The sequence below is a fragment of the Winogradskyella sp. MIT101101 genome, assembly GCF_047126865.1.
Taxonomy (GTDB): Bacteria; Bacteroidota; Bacteroidia; order Flavobacteriales; family Flavobacteriaceae; genus Winogradskyella; species Winogradskyella ouciana.
In genome coordinates, this window is record NZ_CP138982.1 from 2,405,769 (window position 1) to 2,425,184 (window position 19,416).

20 protein-coding genes and 1 pseudogene are annotated in these 19,416 nt (G+C 35.9%); 11 read left to right on the top strand and 10 right to left on the bottom strand.

Annotated features, from left to right (window positions below; all coding sequences use genetic code 11):
* Positions 1-73: 73 nt before the first annotated feature.
* From SIB89_RS10780 to aat, 3 genes are all read left to right on the top strand, one after another.
* Positions 74-943, top strand: a complete 870-nt coding sequence (locus tag SIB89_RS10780) for a flavin reductase family protein (protein ID WP_412559773.1) — start codon at positions 74-76, stop codon at positions 941-943.
* 43 nt (positions 944-986) lie between these two features.
* Positions 987-1,364 (top strand): DUF3127 domain-containing protein, encoded by a 378-nt coding sequence (locus SIB89_RS10785; protein WP_155088120.1) that lies wholly within the window; start codon positions 987-989, stop codon positions 1,362-1,364.
* Positions 1,365-1,625: 261 nt separating this feature from the next.
* Positions 1,626-2,249, top strand: a complete 624-nt coding sequence (gene aat, locus SIB89_RS10790) for a leucyl/phenylalanyl-tRNA--protein transferase (RefSeq protein WP_412559774.1) — start codon at positions 1,626-1,628, stop codon at positions 2,247-2,249.
* Here the strand turns inward: aat and SIB89_RS10795 are convergent.
* A complete protein-coding gene (locus SIB89_RS10795; RefSeq protein WP_412561903.1) occupies positions 2,246-2,809 on the bottom strand; it encodes a DNA-3-methyladenine glycosylase I in 564 nt (187 codons plus the stop codon). The genes aat and SIB89_RS10795 overlap by 4 nt on opposite strands.
* 328 nt (positions 2,810-3,137) lie before the next feature.
* Between SIB89_RS10795 and SIB89_RS10800 the strand changes: the two genes are divergently transcribed.
* Complete coding sequence (locus tag SIB89_RS10800) at positions 3,138-3,755, top strand: thioredoxin family protein (RefSeq protein ID WP_412559775.1); 618 nt, start codon at positions 3,138-3,140, stop codon at positions 3,753-3,755.
* A gap of 45 nt (positions 3,756-3,800) precedes the next feature.
* Here the strand turns inward: SIB89_RS10800 and SIB89_RS10805 are convergent, their stop codons facing one another.
* The 6 genes and pseudogenes from SIB89_RS10805 to SIB89_RS10830 form a co-directional block, all read right to left on the bottom strand.
* Positions 3,801-4,550, bottom strand: coding sequence for an energy transducer TonB (locus SIB89_RS10805; protein WP_412559776.1), 750 nt, complete (start codon positions 4,548-4,550; stop codon positions 3,801-3,803).
* Positions 4,551-4,631: 81 nt separating this feature from the next.
* Positions 4,632-5,329 (bottom strand): annotated as a pseudogene (truB, locus tag SIB89_RS10810) (tRNA pseudouridine(55) synthase TruB).
* Positions 5,326-6,135, bottom strand: coding sequence for an undecaprenyl-diphosphate phosphatase (locus tag SIB89_RS10815; RefSeq protein WP_412559777.1), 810 nt, complete (start codon positions 6,133-6,135; stop codon positions 5,326-5,328). Before SIB89_RS10815 ends, truB begins: the two are co-directional and overlap by 4 nt.
* Positions 6,136-6,191: 56 nt before the next feature.
* Positions 6,192-6,455, bottom strand: a complete 264-nt coding sequence (locus SIB89_RS10820) for a DUF3098 domain-containing protein (protein WP_273292040.1) — start codon at positions 6,453-6,455, stop codon at positions 6,192-6,194.
* Positions 6,455-6,814, bottom strand: coding sequence for a hypothetical protein (locus tag SIB89_RS10825; RefSeq protein WP_412559778.1), 360 nt, complete (start codon positions 6,812-6,814; stop codon positions 6,455-6,457). Before SIB89_RS10825 ends, SIB89_RS10820 begins: the two co-directional genes overlap by 1 nt.
* Positions 6,815-6,866: 52 nt before the next feature.
* On the bottom strand, positions 6,867-7,745 hold the full coding sequence (locus SIB89_RS10830; RefSeq protein WP_412559779.1) for a cell division protein FtsX: 879 nt from the start codon (positions 7,743-7,745) through the stop codon (positions 6,867-6,869).
* Between the two features lie 246 nt (positions 7,746-7,991).
* Here SIB89_RS10830 and SIB89_RS10835 point away from each other — a divergent pair, with 246 nt between their 5' ends.
* The 4 genes from SIB89_RS10835 to SIB89_RS10850 all read left to right on the top strand — a co-directional run bounded on the left by SIB89_RS10835 (position 7,992) and on the right by SIB89_RS10850 (position 13,856).
* The gene (locus SIB89_RS10835) at positions 7,992-8,549 is read left to right on the top strand and encodes a porin family protein (RefSeq protein WP_412559780.1); all 558 of its coding nucleotides are present in this window, start codon (positions 7,992-7,994) and stop codon (positions 8,547-8,549) included.
* Positions 8,550-8,679: 130 nt separating this feature from the next.
* On the top strand, positions 8,680-11,721 hold the full coding sequence (locus SIB89_RS10840) for a leucine--tRNA ligase (RefSeq protein ID WP_412559781.1): 3,042 nt from the start codon (positions 8,680-8,682) through the stop codon (positions 11,719-11,721).
* Between the two features lie 235 nt (positions 11,722-11,956).
* Positions 11,957-13,057 (top strand): alanine dehydrogenase, encoded by a 1,101-nt coding sequence (gene ald, locus SIB89_RS10845; protein ID WP_412559782.1) that lies wholly within the window; start codon positions 11,957-11,959, stop codon positions 13,055-13,057.
* A 91-nt stretch (positions 13,058-13,148) separates the two neighbouring features.
* A complete protein-coding gene (locus SIB89_RS10850; protein WP_155088132.1) occupies positions 13,149-13,856 on the top strand; it encodes a zinc metallopeptidase in 708 nt (235 codons plus the stop codon).
* Positions 13,857-13,903: 47 nt separating this feature from the next.
* Here SIB89_RS10850 and SIB89_RS10855 read toward each other — a convergent pair whose 3' ends face one another.
* A complete protein-coding gene (locus tag SIB89_RS10855) occupies positions 13,904-14,374 on the bottom strand; it encodes an Lrp/AsnC ligand binding domain-containing protein (RefSeq protein WP_155088133.1) in 471 nt (156 codons plus the stop codon).
* Positions 14,375-14,468: 94 nt separating this feature from the next.
* Complete coding sequence (locus SIB89_RS10860) at positions 14,469-15,833, bottom strand: saccharopine dehydrogenase family protein (RefSeq protein WP_412559783.1); 1,365 nt, start codon at positions 15,831-15,833, stop codon at positions 14,469-14,471.
* 82 nt (positions 15,834-15,915) lie between these two features.
* Here SIB89_RS10860 and SIB89_RS10865 point away from each other — a divergent pair, with 82 nt between their 5' ends.
* The 3 genes from SIB89_RS10865 to SIB89_RS10875 all read left to right on the top strand — a co-directional run bounded on the left by SIB89_RS10865 (position 15,916) and on the right by SIB89_RS10875 (position 18,614).
* Positions 15,916-16,305 (top strand): DUF423 domain-containing protein, encoded by a 390-nt coding sequence (locus tag SIB89_RS10865; RefSeq protein ID WP_412559784.1) that lies wholly within the window; start codon positions 15,916-15,918, stop codon positions 16,303-16,305.
* Between the two features lie 64 nt (positions 16,306-16,369).
* On the top strand, positions 16,370-17,986 hold the full coding sequence (gene pckA, locus SIB89_RS10870; RefSeq protein ID WP_412559785.1) for a phosphoenolpyruvate carboxykinase (ATP): 1,617 nt from the start codon (positions 16,370-16,372) through the stop codon (positions 17,984-17,986).
* A 148-nt stretch (positions 17,987-18,134) separates the two neighbouring features.
* Positions 18,135-18,614: a hypothetical protein gene (locus SIB89_RS10875; protein ID WP_412559786.1), complete on the top strand. Its 480-nt coding sequence runs from the start codon at positions 18,135-18,137 to the stop codon at positions 18,612-18,614.
* 51 nt (positions 18,615-18,665) lie between these two features.
* Here SIB89_RS10875 and SIB89_RS10880 read toward each other — a convergent pair whose 3' ends face one another.
* A complete protein-coding gene (locus SIB89_RS10880; RefSeq protein WP_273292009.1) occupies positions 18,666-19,415 on the bottom strand; it encodes a uroporphyrinogen-III synthase in 750 nt (249 codons plus the stop codon).
* Position 19,416: the final 1 nt, after the last annotated feature.

Sequence of the window (19,416 nt, forward strand, 5' to 3'; positions counted from 1 at the left end):
GTACTGATATACATGCCAAACACTTTCATCAGCGAACCAATATAATTATATTTGTTGAAAATCAGTTGACTGCATGCTATCTTTTGATCCCAAAGACCTTTCTACAGGCAGATTACACGGTTATTTGTTGAGTGCTGTAGCGCCAAGACCTATTGCGTTTGCAAGTACTATTGATGCTGATGGTAACCCAAATTTATCGCCATTTAGTTTCTTTAATGTCTTTAGTGCCAATCCACCAATAATGATATTTTCTCCTGCGCGACGTGTTAGGGATAATACCACAAAACATACCTTGGAAAATGTTGAAGCGGTAAAAGAAGTGGTCATAAATGTTGTTAACTATGATATTGTACATCAAATGTCATTGAGCAGTACCGAGTATCCTAAGGATATCAATGAGTTTGATAAAGCAGGATTAACTATGTTGCCTTCCGATAAAGTGAAACCTTTTAGAGTGGCAGAATCTCCGGTACAGTTTGAATGTAAGGTCAATGAGATTGTTAATTTAGGTACTGAAGGTGGAGCAGGAAATTTGATAATATGCGAAGTGGTGAAGCTTCATATATCCGATGAAGTTATGAATGCCGATAGTACCATAAATCAAGAAGCATTGGATTTAGTAGCGAGAGCTGGTGGCAGTTATTATAGCAGGGCAAAACGAGGCTTTTTCGAAATTCCAAAACCATTGAGAACTATGGGAATTGGTGTTGATGCATTACCAGAAGATGTTAGAAATAGTATGATTTTAACAGGGAATAACCTAGGCATGTTGGCTAATGTAGAAACTTTGCCAAACAAAGAGGAAGTAGCAAAATTTATTGCAAATATAAGTGAGCGCTATCCCGAAATTAAAACAGCCTCACATAGAAGAAAACATAAATTAGCTCAAAATTATTTGAGTTATGGAGACGTAGAAAGTGCATGGAAGTTATTACTTTCGTAAACTCAAAGAAAATAAACATAAAATAATTATAGATTAAGCAAAAATGGAAGTACAAGGACGTATTAAGATGATTGGAGAGACCCAAACTTTTGGAAGTAACGGATTTAGAAAAAGAGAAGTTGTAGTAACAACAGAAGAGCAATATCCACAACATATTATGGTGGAATTTGTCCAGGATAAGACGGACTTATTGAACAATTTCCAAGTAGGACAACAGGTTAAAATTAACATTAACCTAAGAGGACGTGAGTGGGTAAATCCTCAAGGAGAAACAAAATATTTTAACTCTATACAAGGGTGGAGAATTGAAGCTTTACAGCCAGAAGCGGCAAGTGGTGATATGCCACCAGTACCACCAACTGAAGCTTTTGAGCCAGTGAGTGATTTAAATGAAGACGATCATGATGATTTACCGTTTTAATTAAAAAAACGCAATGATTATAAAAAAAGACTTGTTTCTCTTGAAACGAGTCTTTTTTGTTTTAAAATGAAAAAGTCCCAATGGTTAGTTGGGACTTAGTATTGTGGTTTTAGGTTTTGACCTTTACAAACAAACTTAAAAAAAAGCAATGATGAACAAAAATTTATTACATAAAGGTCGAGCCAAATATCTATAAAATTCTTATACTATCAAAACACAAATCCTTATTTAACAGTAAAAAATCGCTTAAAAGCATATTTTATGCACTTTTTGACACAAAAAATAGAATTTCCCGATGTTTCAAAAGCCTCTGCAGATGGGTTATTGGCCATTGGTGGTGATTTATCTACAGAACGATTGATACATGCATATTCCCATGGTATCTTCCCTTGGTTTGAAGCTGAAGAACCACTGCTTTGGTGGTCACCAGACCCAAGATTCGTGCTTTTTCCCAAAGATTTAAGAGTGTCAAAGAGTACGCGACAAGTACTTAAAAAGAATCTTTTTAGTGTTACAGTGAACAAAGATTTCAATGCTGTAATCGCTCAATGTTCCAATACAAAAAGAAAAGGACAGTTAGGGACTTGGATAACCAAGGATATGATAGAGGCTTATGAAAAATTGCACCAATTGGGTTATGCAAAGTCTGTAGAAGTGTGGCAAAACGATGAATTGGTTGGTGGTTTGTATGGTGTGGACTTAGGAAATGATGTCTTCTGTGGAGAAAGCATGTTCGCTAAAGTGAGTAATGCCAGTAAGGTCGGATTTATAACCTTTGTTCAGAATTCTGACTATAAATTAATCGATTGCCAATTGCACACCAAACATCTAGAAAGTTTAGGAGGAAAGCATATTTCGAGGCAAGAATTTCTGAAATACCTTTAGACCTCATTATATCTAAAACAAGATACTTCATGGTCATTCACCATGCCTGTAGCTTGCATGTGCGCATAAACAACTGTAGTGCCCACAAACTTGAAGCCACGCTTTTTTAAATCCTTACTTATTTTATCACTTAGAGGTGTATTGGCTGGAGCTTTTTTGTAGTCCTTAAAACTATTTTTAATGGGTTTACCATCTACAAAGTCCCATATGTATTTTGAAAATGAACCAAATTCATCTTGAATTTTCATAAATGCCTGCGCATTGGTAACCGTAGCGTTTACTTTCAGTTTATTTCTTATAATACCTTTATCTTGAAGCAAAGCATCAACCTTAGGCTGTTGGTACTTGGCTATTTTCTTGTAATTAAAATTATCAAAAGCCTTCCTGAAATTTTCACGCTTTCTTAAAACGGTAATCCAGCTTAAACCTGCTTGAAAGGTCTCTAAGGTTAAAAACTCAAATAGCGTATCGTCATCATAAACTGGCACTCCCCATTCTTCATCATGATAAGCTTCATAAAGTGAATCACCAACGCACCAACCGCATCTATTTTTGTTAATTTTCATTTCGATTTAATTTTACCTTAAGTTCTTTAATTTCATTATTCTTATGTTTTAAAGAAATCTTTAGTTCTATTATGTAAATAACACCGTAGATTAAAATTAATAGATACCTAATCATTGTCAACGTCTCGGCAGTCATCAATTCAATACTCTCAAACCAATTTAGTCTTTGGCCTAATGAGGTTAACACAAAAACTATAAGCAAGACAATTCTTAAACTACTCAAAGTTGATATCCAATTCATAAATTGTAAGGTTTTAGATTTTGTTCTACTAAGGTAACAACTGTCACATAAAATATGGCAAGTCAGCCTTAAATTTGCAATATGAAAGTAAATGAATTATCAGTGGTCAACGAAATTATTTCAAAAAGCCTTAAAAAAAGTATTTCTTATCCTCAATATAGAGCACTCGTTGCTGAATTAGTACAGAAACATTCTACTACTGGAAACGAAAAAACAGAAGCCCTAATCAACTATACCATGCTAAACGACAGGCGCATGAAACGCTGGGATAAAACAGTTAAGATTTCTGATGCAGCAAAAACCATAATTCAAAACTTTGATAAGAAAGTAACGTGGCTGGTCATTACTGAGAGCTGGTGTGGTGATGCAGCGCATATTATGCCAGTAATCCATAAAGTAGCAGAGCTAAATAACAATATTGATTACAGAATTGTATTGCGTGATGATAATGCGGAATTGATGGATCTATTCTTAACCAATGGTGCGCGAGCAATTCCTAAACTTATCATGATTGATAATGAATCTAAAGAAGTGCTTGATACCTTTGGTGCAAGGCCGTCAGTGGCAACTGCAATGGTAAAAGCCTATATAGAAGAACATGGCATGTTAACACCAGAATTTAAAGAAGATTTACAGCGTTGGTACAATAAAGACAAAGGACAATCAACAATTGAAGATTTGTTGAAACAGTTAGTTTAATTTCTTTGCTATTTAAAATAGTTTGGTGACTGAGCGTAGTCGAAGTCAACGCTTCCCTCTAAAGCGAAACGTAATAGTACCAATTTGCTTCGTTTTACTGGAGGAGTCAAATCTAACATCCTTAGCATACTCCAAAGCACGTTCTATTAAACATTGATTTCTGGAGCTAGAAGATCCGTTAATTGATGCATCTGTTACTTTACCTTTTCCATTTACCTCAATATTAACCACTATTCTACCGCCTTTTTCGCACAAGTAGCGTGGAATGTCATAGGCTTGCATCACTCTGCCAATTAAAGAGTAGGTTAGTGTACTTTTGCTTTTGGCATGTTCATCAGCTGTTTTTTTGTTTTCTAAACGTTTATTAAGCTCTTCCTGTAGCTTTTTGTAAGATTCGGTTTCATCCGAGTTTAGAGCATAAGCGTTACTGTTAGCATAAGACTTGTTTACACTATTTTCTTCTAATACTTCATTGGCTTTAGCTTCTTCCAAAGCTTTCGTGGTGCGTTCAAAATCATTGGAACTGACGGTTTTAAAGTTACGCATCATGTCCTTGTATTCCTGGTCTTCGTTAAACGCTTTATTGGTAGAAGGTACGTTAGGATCTTCAAAATTTTCAAGTTCTTGTTCAGTTAGCTTTTCCTCAGGTAGTTCTGGCTCTGGTTCTAACTCATAATAGCTTTCGGTAATGAGATCTCCTTGTTGTTTTAGTTGAATACTGAACATAGCGAGAACCACAGTTCCTGTAATAAGAAACGTGATTATAGCGGCTTTATATTGTTCAATTAGCTTCAAATGTGGTTTAAATTTCTAGTATTTAGATATACGAATATAACAATGAAAAAGTTTAGATAGGTATCATAAACCCTTGTTAAATCATATTTTCCTGGGAAGTGAGGCAATAAAATCCTCTGGACTCAAGGCATTTTCAACCTTAAATTCACCTATACGCGTACGTCGTAATTCAGATAAATGTGCGCCAGAATTTAATGCTTTTCCAAAGTCGTGCGCCAAAGAACGAATGTAGGTGCCTTTGCTACAAACCACTCTAAAATTTAGTTCTGAAGCTTTAATTTCAGTGATTTCAAACTCAGTGATTTCGACTTGCCGTGATTTAATTTCTACCGCTTCTCCTGCTCTGGCAAATTCGTACAAACGTTTCCCATCTTTCTTAATGGCCGAAAAAACTGGAGGAAACTGCTCAATTTTACCAATAAACTGCTTGGTGGTCTCGTGGATGAGGTCTTCAGAAATATGTTCCGTAGGAAAGGTTGCATCTATTTCAGTTTCCAAATCATAGGATGGAGTAGTGCTCCCTAATACAAAAGTCCCAGTATATTCTTTTTCCTGACCTTGAAAAGTATTGATTTGCTTGGTCATTTTACCTGTACAGATTACCAATAATCCCGTTGCCAAGGGGTCTAATGTCCCAGCATGCCCAACTTTAATTTTTTAATGGAAAAAGCTTGTTTTATGGCCCAACGCAACTTGTTAACAGCCTGAAAAGACGTCCAGGTTAGTGGCTTATCAATCAGTAGGATTTGACCGTTTTTAAAATCGTCTAATGTTTTCATTTAAAGAATATCGTCCAGATTATCGCAATAATACCAACAATAACACAGTAAATAGCAAAGTAGGTCAATTTACTTTGCTTAACGAGCTTTATCATCCAAGTACAAGCAAATAAACCAGATATAAATGCCGCAATAAAACCAACACTTAAATAAGTGAAATTAGTACTGGTATAATCAATCTGGCCTTCTAAAACATCCTTGGCAATTTTACCAAAGATCAATGGAATAACCATTAAGAATGAAAACCGTGCTGCTTTGGTTTTATCAATTCCTAGTAAAACCGAAGTAGAAATTGTTGCACCAGAGCGCGAAATCCCTGGCAACATTGCTATACCTTGTGCAATACCAATGATTAAAGCATCGAGTAATCCAACTTTTTTGTGTGTTCGCTTGGCTCTATCCGCTAGGAATAAAAGTACAGCTGTAACAATTAGCATACATCCTACCAAAAGGATATTATTCCCAAAAAGTTCTTCAAAAACACGTTCGTATCTGTAACCAATGATAACAGCAGGTAGCATTGAAATAATGATTTTAGCAGAAAATTTCGTCTCTTCAGTCCAAGTTAATGTAGTGATACCTTTAAAAAGGCCACTCAATATTTCGACAACGTCCTTTCTAAAGATAACCATGGTGCTTAGTGCGGTTGCAAAATGCAGTATAACGGTAAACAATAAACTTTCTTGAGGTAAGGATTTGCTGCCTAGAATAGCTTTACCAAGTTCTAAGTGTCCACTGGACGATACTGGCAAAAACTCTGTAAGGCCTTGAATAATTCCTAAAATGACCGCATCTAAAATCTCCATGAGGTAAAAGTATCACATCGTGTTTTGATGTGCGTCAAAAGTAAGTAAAAAGAATGTTATTTTTTTGAACCTTTATTCGGGTTTAAAAGTATAGCATATACCTGAATGCCAAAACCGATTAAAACAAGGGTTGGTGCCAGACGAATACGTCTCCAGCTAAAGATTGATGGGTCAAAAACATTTGGGTCATCACTGCCACCACCAGCCATAAGGATAAAGCCGATAACAATACATGCCAATCCTATAAGCATAAACTTGTAGTTTTTCTTCCCGAAGATGAATTCAGTTTTAGACTGTTCTTTACGTTTTTTTTCTCCCATCAGTTATCAAATTCTGTATAAAGGATATGGTCTTCAATAGCCAATTGTGCTATGTGCTTAGAAGGCCCATAAATCATTTTTGGTAAGTGCAAAGTAACGGTTTTATTTAAAACTTTTGCGTTAAGGGAATCTAAATTTAGACCAGATTCTATCCCTCGGTTGATGTAATACGTTTTGCCTTTATCGGTTTTAAATTGAATGTCATAGGTTGGTCCGGCTCTGAGTGCAGTGATTTTTACAGTCACTATTTCACAATTTTTGGCTTTTGGATTGTAAATCACACAAGACTTGAAAAATAATAGCGGTAAGAATACTACTATAACCAAAATAATAAGAAGGTTTCTAACTGGACGGCTCATAAAGGATGGTTTATAATCTTAACGAGATTAAAAATAATTTATTTCCTAACACCTAATAATACAACTGATCCGTCTTCAAATTCAAAAAGCGTTGTGTAGCTATAAAAGTACTGATCCAGGTAATAATGACACCCAACAAGAAAACACCAACAAACAGTGCAACAATCATTACGGTGTTTCTTAATAGCTCTAATTCTGGGAAAGTAAGATCTAAATAATACAATACTACTGCCATGCCTATCAACGCTACAATGGCTCCGATGATTCCAAGTTGAACACTCTTCCAAACAAAAGGCCTACGGATAAAACTCTTGGTAGCTCCAACCATTTGCATCGTTTTAATGATAAAACGCTTAGAGTAAACGGCTAATCTAATAGAGCTGTTAATCAACAACACGGCAATGAGCGTAAATAGCCCACTGACGACCAAAACCCAAAACGATATTTTCTTTACGTTATCGTTCATCAGTTCCACCAAGTCGTTATCGTATCTTATTTCTTCTATAAAGGTTTTGTTAGAAAGGCTTTCGGTAATTTCTGTCAATTGTTCAGTAGTGACAAAATCAGCTTTTAGGTAAACATCAATAGAATTTTTTAAGGGATTGTAACCCACAAAATCCATAAAGTCCTCACCAGTTTCAGCTTTCATCAGTTCTGCAGCTTCTTCCTTAGAAACATATTTTGCTTCCTTGGTATAATCTGCCATGGCTAGACTTTTCTTTAGTTGGTTGACTTCAACCTCCTTGGCAGTATCGTTGAGATAGATGGTCATGACTACCTGTTCCTTAAAATGATCGGCCACTTTCTTGGAGTTTATCACCAATAAACCCAAGCAACCTAAAAGAAACAAAACCAAAGCAATACTTATCACTACGGAGATGTAGGATGAAATTAATTTTCGCTTTTGGTACTTGTCAAAAGATGTTGCCATATAAAAAGGATTAATTGCGTAAAAATAAAAAAGAATTTGCTTACGCAGACTATTACAACGTTTAGTTTTTTATTGTGTTGTAGAATAATGGAAATTGGTCTAAAAAATAAATTTATTCTGTAACTATTTTGTAGTCAAATAAGTATAATATTGATTTTGTTTTTCTGAAAAATTTTAGCGTTTTCAATTGATTAATGGCATAGTTGTTGAAAAATCCTGACCTATAAATTTAAAATCAAATCAATTATGAAAAAACTACTTTTTGCCATAGCATTTACCGCTATCGGATTTACCCAACACACCAATGCCCAAGACGTTACTTTTGGAGCTAAAGCAGGACTCAACGTTTCAAATTTCTCTGGTGGAGATGCCGACAGAAATAGCTTAATAGGCTTTCATGTTGGTGCCGTTTCCGAAATTTCCTTAAGCGAACGATTTTCACTTCAGCCAGAACTTTTATATTCTAGACAAGGGTCAGAAGCTCAAGATGTTGTTAAGATAAAATTAGATTATTTGGCTATTCCTATAATGGCAAAATACTATTTGGCTGATGACTTTAGTATAGAAGTTGGCCCACAATTCTCTTTTTTGGTGAATGACAAAGGCGAGTATATAGACAGCGATTTGCCAGATGAAGATACAGATGCCGAAAGTTTTGATATCGGTGCCAATGTAGGCTTAGGCTATAACATCAGCTCAGATATTTTTGTGCAGGCACGTTATAATTTTGGTATTTCTACGGTAGCAGAAAATCCAGATATTAAGAACAGCGTATTTCAATTGTCTTTAGGATACAAATTCTAAATCAATTATCTCATATATACGGAAAAGCACCTTTATTTTAGGTGCTTTTTCAATTTAATAACTTCTGTAACTTATAGGCTATTTGACAAGTAAAGTTTAAATTTGCACCTTATTTCAAGGAAAAACTGTGATGCGATACAATTTCAACGACATTGAAAAAAAGTGGCAAGACTACTGGGCAAAAAACCAAACCTTTAAGGCTGAAAACCATTCAGACAAGCCAAAATATTATGTTTTAGATATGTTCCCTTACCCAAGTGGAGCAGGTTTGCACGTTGGGCATCCGCTAGGTTACATTGCCAGTGATATTTATGCGCGCTATAAACGCCATAAAGGATTCAATGTGTTGCATCCTCAAGGTTACGATTCTTTTGGGTTGCCTGCTGAGCAATACGCCATACAAACGGGTCAGCATCCTCGTATTACAACAGAAGAAAACATAAAAACCTACCGTCGTCAATTAGACCAAATTGGGTTTTCTTTTGATTGGAGTAGAGAAGTACGTACCTCAGACCCCAATTATTACAAGTGGACACAGTGGATTTTTATTCAGTTGTTTGAGTCGTGGTACAACTATGATTCCAATAAAGCAGAATCTATTGATACCTTAATAGAAAAGTTTAATGCTGAAGGAAATACAAACGTAAATGCAGCTTGTGATGATGATGTTGAAACGTTTTCTGCAGAAGCATGGAAAGCCTATTCAGATGTTGAAAAACAAGACATCCTTTTAAAATACAGGCTCACCTATTTAGCCGAAACCGAAGTGAACTGGTGCCCAGCATTGGGAACGGTATTGGCAAATGATGAAATTGTGAACGGTGTTTCAGAACGTGGAGGTCATCCTGTCATTAGAAAAAAGATGACCCAATGGAGTATGCGAATTTCTGCCTATGCAGAACGTTTGCTACAAGGCTTGGAAACCATTGATTGGACAGATGCCTTAAAGGACATCCAACGCAACTGGATTGGGAAATCGGTTGGAGCAAGTGTCTCGTTTAACGTCATTGCGAGCGAAGCGCGGCAATCTGCCACTTATGAAAATGCGGTTATTGATGTTTTCACTACACGTCCTGACACCATCTTCGGAGTGTCTTTTATGACTCTTGCACCAGAACACGAACTCGTATCACAAATCACAACTCCAGAGCAAAAAGCTGAGGTCGAAGCCTATGTTGAAGCTACTGCAAAACGCAGTGAGCGCGACCGAATGGCAGATGTAAAAACTATTTCTGGTGTATTTACAGGAGCTTATGCTGAGCATCCTTTTACCAAAGAACCGATTCCGATTTGGATTGGTGATTATGTTTTGGCAAGCTACGGCACAGGAGCTGTAATGTCAGTACCTTGTGGAGACCAACGTGATTATGATTTTGCTAAGCATTTTGGTATTCCGATTCCAAATATTTTTGAAGGTGTGGATATTTCTGAAGAAGCTTTTGCAGATAAAGAAAAAACCATCATTACCAATAGCGATTTCCTTAACGGAATGACCTATAAAAAAGCGACCAAACGCGCCATTTACGAACTGGAACAAATAGGCCAAGGAGAAGGTAAAACCAATTACCGTTTGCGTGATGCAGTGTTTTCTCGTCAGCGATATTGGGGAGAACCATTCCCTGTATATTATGTGGATGGCATGCCACAGATGATAGACGCAGAACATCTGCCATTAACTCTTCCAGAAGTTGAAAAATACTTACCAACCGAAACAGGCGAGCCACCTTTAGGTAACGCTACAAAATGGGCTTGGGATACTGCATCTAACACCGTTGTAGATAACGACAGAATAGACCACAAAACCGTGTTTCCATTAGAGTTGAATACCATGCCAGGTTGGGCAGGGAGCTCACAGTATTTTAACCGTTATATGGATCCGCATAATGATGAGGAAATCTTTTCTCAAGAAGCCATTAACTATTGGGAGCAAGTAGATTTATACATCGGTGGAAGCGAACATGCCACAGGACACTTACTCTACTCTCGTTTTTGGCAAAAATTTATGTTCGATAAAGGTTTAGTCCCAGTTGATGAGTTTGCTAAAAAATTGATTAACCAAGGGATGATACTTGGGACTAGTGCTTTTACTTATGCCATAATATTTAATGCAATAATCCCTTCAAATCATAAAGATTGTGGCAGTGAAGACAAATATTTGAACTTCATTGATCCATTGCCAAATTTATTTATTACTGCAGGTAAAATTGAAAAGTCATTGAAATTGGATTTTACGGAATTAATTTCAATTGAAGCATACCCACATAAGGAAATTTATAATTACGTAAAAGAAAAACTGAACAGCCATGATGAAGTAGATATAGATTTATCAAATATTTATTTTGGTGTTCAGCCTATTCATGCTGATGTTTCATTTGTTAATGCTTCAAATGAGTTGGATACGGATGCATTTACAAATTGGCAGTCTCATTTTAATGATTCAGAATTTATTTTTGAAGAGGATGGAACTTTTAAAGTAAAGCGAGAAGCAGAAAAAATGTCTAAATCCAAGTACAATGTCGTCAATCCAGATGAGATCTGTGAGCAGTACGGAGCAGACAGTTTAAGACTTTATGAAATGTTCCTTGGGCCATTAGAACAATATAAACCATGGAATACTGCTGGTATTACAGGAGTACATGGTTTCCTTAAAAAATTATGGAAGTTGTACGTTGGTCAAGACGGCTTAATTGTTAATGACACAGAGCCTACAAAAGACAACTTAAAAACACTACATAAAACCATTAAAAAAGTTGAGGAAGATATTGAGAATTTCTCTTTCAATACATCAGTTTCAACCTTTATGATTGCTGTTAATGAGTTAACCGCGCAGAAGTGTACAAGTAAGGAAATACTAGAGCCTTTATTGGTTTTAATTTCACCTTACGCTCCTCATATTGCAGAAGAATTATGGGAAAAATTAGGGCATTCAGAATCGATTTCTACAGCACCATTCCCAAAATTTGAGGAAAAGTACTTGGTAGAGAGTAGTAAAGAATATCCGATATCATTTAACGGTAAAATGCGTTTTACTATGGATTTACCGTTGGATTTATCTAAGGACGAAATTGAAGCTGCAGTAATGGCAAATGACAAAACCAAAGCCCAATTAGATGGTCGTACACCTAAAAAGGTGATTGTTGTGCCTGGTAAGATTGTAAATATTGTGGGATAGCGTTATACTTTGGAAACCAAATACAAATGACTTTCCGATTTTCACTTCATCGAAACTTTAATGCATTCGTCTATTGCTGTATTTATTTGAAAACGTGTTAGTTATTGTTAATTCTTTAAAATAAGGACTTCAAAATAATAATTCCATAAAAATACGTTCAGAATTCCACTCAAATTTGGATAGTTGAAATTTTTAATAGTATTTCATAACGCTATTAACCTCAAAATCAATTATCATGAAAATTGGAGTCCCAAAAGAAATCAAGAACAATGAAAGCCGTGTTGGTATGACACCAGCTGGAGTTTACGAACTTATCAAAAACAATCACACAGTTTATGTACAAAAAGATGCTGGCTTCGGAAGCGGCTTTTTTGATGAGGACTATAAAGAGGTTGGAGCTATAGTTTTAGATACTATTGAAGATGTTTACGACGCCGCGGAAATGATTGTAAAAGTGAAGGAGCCCATTGCAGAGGAATATCCTTTGATTAAGTCACACCACGTGGTATTTACCTATTTCCATTTTGCATCAAGCGAGCCATTGACAAAAGCCATGCTAAAAAGTGAAGCGGTATGTATCGCTTACGAAACTGTAGAAGACGAAGATGACAGCTTACCATTATTAACACCAATGTCTGAAGTAGCTGGTCGTATGGCCATTCAACAAGGTGCAAAATATCTTGAAAAACCTATTAAAGGTCGTGGAGTTCTGTTAGGCGGAGTACCAGGAGTACCACCTGGAAAAGTATTAGTATTAGGTGCAGGTGTGGTTGGAATCCAAGCTGCGAAGATGGCAGCTGGTTTAGGTGCACATGTTACCATTATGGATATTAATATGAAACAATTGCGCTATGTTAATGATGTGATGCCAAGTCATGTCGTTACTGAATTTTCTAGCGAATATAATATTAGAAAGCGTATTAAAGATCACGATTTAATTATTGGAGGTGTTTTACTAAAAGGCGCAAAAGCTCCAAAGTTAATCTCAAAAGACATGTTAAAAGAGATGCGACCTGGAACCGTTTTAGTTGATGTTGCTGTGGACCAAGGTGGTTGTATTGAAACATCCAAACCAACAACACATGAAAACCCGACTTACATTATAGACGATGTTGTACACTATTGTGTTGCCAATATGCCAGGTGCAGTGCCTTACACGTCAACATTGGCATTAACCAATGTTACGTTACCATACGTATTAAGATTGGCAAATCAAGGTTGGGAAGTCGCTTGTGCCAAGGATGCATCCCTTAGAAAAGGACTAAACATTGTAAAAGGCAAGATTGTTTACGAAGAAATTGCTGAAGCCTTCAACTGGACAGTTGATGCCATGTAAACCAATAAAACTGACATAATTTCTTAACTTTATTTTGGCGCACTATTTGCTATTCATTCACTAAATTTACATTTTAAAAAAATATAAAACTATGGGAGGAATAGGAATAGGGTATTGGATACTAATTGGCGGCATTACACTTGTAAGTTGGCTTGTTAGTAATCAATTAAAAAGAAAGTTTGCCAAATATTCTAAAGTGCAATTACGCAATGGCATGAGCGGAAGAGAAATTGCTGAAAAGATGTTGGCAGATAATGGTATTTATGATGTTGAGGTAATTTCTACCGCAGGGCAATTAACAGATCATTACAACCCAAAAAATAAAACGGTAAACCTAAGTGAACCTGTTTATAATCAACGTAACGCGGCTGCTGCTGCAGTTGCTGCACATGAAGTTGGGCATGCCGTACAGCATGCACAAGCTTATAGTGCATTAGGTATGCGATCTGCGCTTGTGCCAATTGTGAGTGTTACTTCTGGCATGTCTCAGTGGTTAGTTATTGGTGGACTTGTTTTGGGTGCCGCAGCTGGTGTTGGATTAGGCTATTGGGTAGCTGTTGCAGGCTTGGTTTTTATGGCCTTCGCAACGCTGTTTAGCTTTATCACCTTACCAGTGGAGTACGATGCGAGTAATAGAGCATTAGCTTGGTTAAAGGCAAAAAACATGGTAACACCAGAAGAGTATAAAGGCTCAGAAGACGCTTTAAAATGGGCAGCTAGAACCTATCTGGTTGCAGCTATAGGTGCATTAGCTTCGCTATTGTACTGGGCACTTCAAGTGTTTGGTGGAAGAGATTAAGATTAAAAGCTCTTTAAAATTTAAGCTCTGAGAAATCAGGGCTTTTTTTATATTTTTATTTGTCGGTTTATCTGTTGCTGCAAGGAGATAAAGGTCTCAGTTCTGGAAACTCCTTTAATACTCTGAATATCTGAATTTAAAACATGCATTAAATGTTCATTATCCTTTGATAGGATTTTTAAGAAAATACTCCAATGCCCAGTCGTGTAGTGGCATTCAATAACTTCAGGGATTTTTTGTAATTGCTTTACTGCTTCAGGATTACTGACGGCTTTATCTAGATATACACCTACAAAAGCCATGGTCGTATAACCCAGAACTTTTGGGTTGATTATAAACTTAGAACCAGCCAAAAGGCCAGACTTCTCAAGTTTTTTAAGTCGTTGATGTATGGCAGCACCCGAAATACCAACTTGGCGCGCAATTTCGAGAATTGGAGTTCTGGCATCTTGCATTAATGCTCTAAGTATCTTTTTGTCAATACCATCAATGTAAATGCCTTTGTCGTTAATCTTCATTTAAAACTTGTTCTCATTTCCGAGAAAACGGAAATCTTATTCTTATAATTTAAAAGTTAAAAATAAGAAAACGATTTCAGATTAAAACTTCAGTTCAAACATTTAAAGGATTATAACCTAAGTAAGGCACTTCTTTTTCATTAAACTTTATACCATAAGGTTCTAATTCTTCAAGAATTGGAGAATAAACTTCTTTAGAAATCGGAATTTGAACACCAGGCGTGGTTATCTTTCCATTTAAAACAGCCATTGTTGCCATAGCTACTGGTAAACCTACGGTTTTAGACATCGCTGTATAGGTTTGGTCCTCACCAAGAGCTACCATAGTAGAATCAATTTGATGCTTTTCTCCATTGAGTTCATAACCAAATTTATGGTACATCACAATCATATCTTTATCATCAGCATCAAGCGACCAACTATCCATCAAAATCTTTTGAAGAATTTGGGCAGGTGTGGCTTTATCGAGTTCCACCATCTTTTTAGAGTTGAAAATATCGAGTTCCAAAAATTTATCCCAAACAATATCATCCTGGTCAATCTTTAGAGCATGTCTAAATTTTAATTCCACAGAATCCGTTGGGCTGTAAGGTAAAAATGAGTTTACAAAATCACGATAACTCATATTGGCACTATCATCAATCGTATAGCTGTCATCTGTCATACCTAATTGCACAAACACGTTCCAAGCCCTACTAAAACCAACACGTCGCATAGTGCCACGATATAGCGTTTTAATATGGTCTAAGCCATATACTTTCTGATATTTTAGAGAATCTCTATTGGCATAAGCTTCAAAACGACCATAACCATCAACTTCGAGAAATTCTGTTCGCCTAAACAATCTGTGGTAAGGGATGTACTTAAACTGGTCTTCTTGCAAAAATTTCGCTGCACCACCTTGTCCTGCAACAACAACGTTTCTAGGATTCCAGGTAAATTTATAGTTCCAAAGATTGTTATCACTTTCTGGAGCGACCAATCCGCCAGTAAAGGATTCAAACAGAATCATTTTTCCGCCTTTATCCCTAATTTTATCAATGACCTGCATGGCACTCATGTGGTCAATACCAGGATCAACACCTATTTCGTTGATAAAAATGAGATTATTCGCTTTTACGGCATCATCTAATTCCTGCATTTCCTTGCTAACGTAAGAAGCAGTAACCATGTGTTTTTTATAGGTGACACATTCTTTAGCGACTTCAATATGAAAACGTGCAGGTAGCATGGAGACCACAATATCTGAGTTCTTAACGGCATCAATTCTAGATTCAGAATTAAACACATCTAAATGAATGACATTGGCATTCTGGTGGTCACCAACAAGTTTTTTAGCATTGTCTACATTAAGATCACCAACTGTAATCTGAAGATTTTCCGTTTCTGATTTGTCTAACAAATATTTTATGAGATATGATGAGGATTTTCCGGCACCAATAATTAAAATCTTTCGCATAGTGGGTTTATATGACTAATTTTGTAAAGCACGAAAGTAACAAATACAGAAGGCAAAAAGAAACCAAAAAGATATTTTACTTATGAACAAAAAGATATTAATTGCGGGTTCAATTTTAGGAATTTTAGGGATAATACTAGGAGCCTTTGATGCCCACGGTTTAGAAAAAATGATTGATGCTGATGCCATTAAATCTTTTGAAACAGGTGTGCGTTACCAATTGTATCATGCATTTTTATTTCTGATTTTAGGTGGTACTTCTTTTGTGAGTTTAAAAAGCAAAAAAACGATATTTTATTTAGTCATAATTGGTGTAATTTTCTTCTCAGGATCTATTTACGGATTGGCTACAAACGAACTCTCAAGCTTTGATTTTAAGAGAATTGCGATGATAACTCCTATTGGTGGGTTATTGCTAATATTGGCTTGGATTGTGATGTTAATCGGTATTATAAGAAATAAGGCCGATTAATGGTAATCTAAGGTGTAGTTTTAAAATAAAGTTATAATTTTGCACCCTAAACAACACAAAAATTATGGTAAACCATACACAAAAAACGAAAACGATTTCGTTAGACAATTACGGTATCAAAAATGCCAAAATTAACTACCAATTAACTCCAGATCAACTTCATGCCGAAACTATAGCGAAAGGCCAAGGTGTTGAAGCCTCTTCTGGTGCACTAGCTGTAAATACAGGTGAATTTACAGGACGTTCGCCTCAAGATCGTTTTATAGTAAAGGATGATATTACCAAGGATAAAGTTTGGTGGGGAAATATCAATATCCCTTTTGAAAGTGAGAAGTTTGATAAACTTTACGATAAAATTACTGATTACTTGTCTGGTAAAGAGGTTTATGTTAGAGATAGTTATGCCTGTGCAGACCCAATGTATAAAACAAATATCCGAGTGATCAATGAGTATCCTTGGAGCAATATGTTTGCATATAATATGTTTTTGCGCCCAACGGAAGAAGAATTACAGGATTTTTCTCCAGAATGGACCGTAATTAACGCTCCAGGTTTTATGGCCGTACCTGAGGAGGATGGTACGCGTCAGCACAATTTTGCCATTCTTAATTTTACCAAAAAGACTGCTATCATTGGAGGTACAGGATATACAGGTGAAATTAAAAAGGGAATCTTTTCTGCTTTAAATTTTGAATTGCCTGTATTTAAGAATACGTTACCAATGCACTGTAGTGCAAATGTTGGTAAGGATGGTGATACGGCTATTTTCTTTGGTTTATCAGGTACAGGAAAAACAACCTTATCAACAGATGCCAATCGTAGTTTAATTGGTGATGACGAGCACGGTTGGACCAACGAGAATACGGTGTTTAATTTTGAAGGTGGTTGCTATGCTAAAGTAATTAACCTATCGCAAGAACAAGAACCAGAAATTTACGGAGCCATTAAAAAGGGTGCTATTCTCGAAAATGTTATTATGGATGATAAGGGCAATGTAGATTTTGCTGATACGTCAATAACTCAGAATACCAGAGTAAGCTATCCTATTTACCATATTGAAAATATTAAAACCCCTTCTATAGGGAAAAACCCGAAGAATATATTTTTCTTAACGGCTGATGCATTTGGCGTACTGCCTCCAATTTCTAAACTGACACCTGCACAAGCGGCTTACCATTTTATTTCTGGTTATACAGCTAAAGTTGCTGGTACAGAAGCTGGTGTTGTAGAGCCTGTACCAAGTTTCTCGGCTTGCTTTGGAGCACCTTTTATGCCATTGCATCCAACAGAATATGCAGATATGCTAAGTAAAAAGATGAAAGATGCAGGTGTAAATGTATGGTTGGTAAATACGGGTTGGACAGGTGGTCCTTATGGAGTAGGTACACGTATGAAACTAAAATATACGCGTGCTATGATCAATGCGGCTCTTAATGGAGACCTTGGTGATTATACATACGAAGATTATCATATCCACTCTGTGTTTGGAGTTGCCCAACCAAGAACATGTCCAGGAGTGCCAACTGAAGTGTTGAGTCCTAGAAAAACATGGAATGATGATAAAGCATACTATACCATGGCATTTAAATTAACCAACGCGTTTAGAGAGAACTTTAAGAAATTTGAGTCTTATGCTTCTGAGGAAATAAGACGTGGAGGACCACAACGCTATGCGTTTTAACGCTCATCTTAAATAGACAATTAAAAAAAGCGACTCTGATTCAGAGTCGCTTTTTTATTTATTATAACTAGTTGAAAGTAAAATATTTAAGAGCTATACAATAGAAAGAGGCAAACATTTTATATATTGGATTTTTAATTTTCATAAAATGAAAAGATTTTCCCTCGCTATTTTGCTTCTTTTGGTTTTCAATCAAATAAGTAATGCTCAATCCAAGACTAAATACAATCTTTACTTAGTGTTCAATTCTGAAAATAACGAAATGCACGTTATTGATAAAAAGGTGAATGACTCAGTACTAATAAAAACGTTCAAACTATCTAAAGACCTAGCTTCTGAGAACTTTAAGTATGAATTGTTAGTTGATGATGATGGAGAAATTAATAGGAATCTTGAGAAGATACCAGTGGCAAAAAAAGGAAAAATAACTCTCTATCATTTTTCCTATATGCATGAAGAAGAATCGTTGGATAATTTATCAGACGGCAACATTATTAACTATGAAGACTTTATAAATTCAGAATTTAAGAGCTTTAGCAAAATTTTAAATAGTGCATCTAAAATCTATATGGTAGATTTAAAGGATAAAGACCAAACTATTTATAGAGCTTATGAAGTTAAGCTATAAAAAAAAGCCCAATTGAATTCTCAATTGGGCTTTTTAATAAAATCATATTTTTTATTTGCCTTTGTTAACAGCATCAATGTACTTCTGTAAAGCCATTGTCATAGAAGGTGTTTCGGGCGTTGGTGCTGCAATATCCACACGCAATCCTTTTTCTTTAACCGCTTGTACTGTTGTATTTCCAAACACTGCGATACGCGTATCGTTCTGTTTAAAGTCAGGGAAATTATGGAATAAAGATTCTATACCAGAAGGACTAAAGAACACTAAAATATCGTAGTATACATTGGCCAAATCCGATAAATCACTAATAACAGTTTTATAAAAAGTTGCCTGTGTCCAGTTTACCTTTAAATCATTTAAGGTTTCAGGAATTACAGGCTTTACTTTATCTGTAGTCGGCAACAAAAATGTTTCGTCCTTGTATTTTTTAATCAAAGGAATTAAATCCGCAAAATTACGCTTACCTACATATATCTTACGCTTTCTGTAAACAACATACTTCTGAAGATAATAAGCGACAGCCTCAGATTGGCAGAAATACTTTAATGTATCAGGCACTTTAAAGCGCATTTCTTCTGCTACTCTAAAGAAATGATCTACTGAATTTCTACTGGTTAATATAATGGCAGTAAACTTGGTAAGGTCTATTTTTTGCTGTCTAATTTCTTTTGCAGAAACACCTTCTACATGAATAAAAGGTCTGAAGTCAACTTTAACTTTTTGCTTTTCTTGCAAGTCAAAATATGGAGAGTTCTCTATTTTAGGTTCTGGTTGCGATACTAAAATTGTTTTCACTTTCATA

Coding starts and splice junctions, on each gene's coding strand:
- SIB89_RS10780 (WP_412559773.1), top strand. CDS start 74: ATGCTATCTTTTGATCCCAAAGACCTTTCTACAGGCAGATTACACGGT.
- SIB89_RS10785 (WP_155088120.1), top strand. CDS start 987: ATGGAAGTACAAGGACGTATTAAGATGATTGGAGAGACCCAAACTTTT.
- aat (WP_412559774.1), top strand. CDS start 1,626: ATGCACTTTTTGACACAAAAAATAGAATTTCCCGATGTTTCAAAAGCC.
- SIB89_RS10800 (WP_412559775.1), top strand. CDS start 3,138: ATGAAAGTAAATGAATTATCAGTGGTCAACGAAATTATTTCAAAAAGC.
- SIB89_RS10815 (WP_412559777.1), bottom strand. CDS start 6,135: ATGGAGATTTTAGATGCGGTCATTTTAGGAATTATTCAAGGCCTTACA.
- SIB89_RS10820 (WP_273292040.1), bottom strand. CDS start 6,455: ATGGGAGAAAAAAAACGTAAAGAACAGTCTAAAACTGAATTCATCTTC.
- SIB89_RS10825 (WP_412559778.1), bottom strand. CDS start 6,814: ATGAGCCGTCCAGTTAGAAACCTTCTTATTATTTTGGTTATAGTAGTA.
- SIB89_RS10830 (WP_412559779.1), bottom strand. CDS start 7,745: ATGGCAACATCTTTTGACAAGTACCAAAAGCGAAAATTAATTTCATCC.
- SIB89_RS10835 (WP_412559780.1), top strand. CDS start 7,992: ATGAAAAAACTACTTTTTGCCATAGCATTTACCGCTATCGGATTTACC.
- SIB89_RS10840 (WP_412559781.1), top strand. CDS start 8,680: ATGCGATACAATTTCAACGACATTGAAAAAAAGTGGCAAGACTACTGG.
- ald (WP_412559782.1), top strand. CDS start 11,957: ATGAAAATTGGAGTCCCAAAAGAAATCAAGAACAATGAAAGCCGTGTT.
- SIB89_RS10850 (WP_155088132.1), top strand. CDS start 13,149: ATGGGAGGAATAGGAATAGGGTATTGGATACTAATTGGCGGCATTACA.
- SIB89_RS10855 (WP_155088133.1), bottom strand. CDS start 14,374: ATGAAGATTAACGACAAAGGCATTTACATTGATGGTATTGACAAAAAG.
- SIB89_RS10860 (WP_412559783.1), bottom strand. CDS start 15,833: ATGCGAAAGATTTTAATTATTGGTGCCGGAAAATCCTCATCATATCTC.
- SIB89_RS10865 (WP_412559784.1), top strand. CDS start 15,916: ATGAACAAAAAGATATTAATTGCGGGTTCAATTTTAGGAATTTTAGGG.
- pckA (WP_412559785.1), top strand. CDS start 16,370: ATGGTAAACCATACACAAAAAACGAAAACGATTTCGTTAGACAATTAC.
- SIB89_RS10875 (WP_412559786.1), top strand. CDS start 18,135: ATGAAAAGATTTTCCCTCGCTATTTTGCTTCTTTTGGTTTTCAATCAA.
- SIB89_RS10880 (WP_273292009.1), bottom strand. CDS start 19,415: ATGAAAGTGAAAACAATTTTAGTATCGCAACCAGAACCTAAAATAGAG.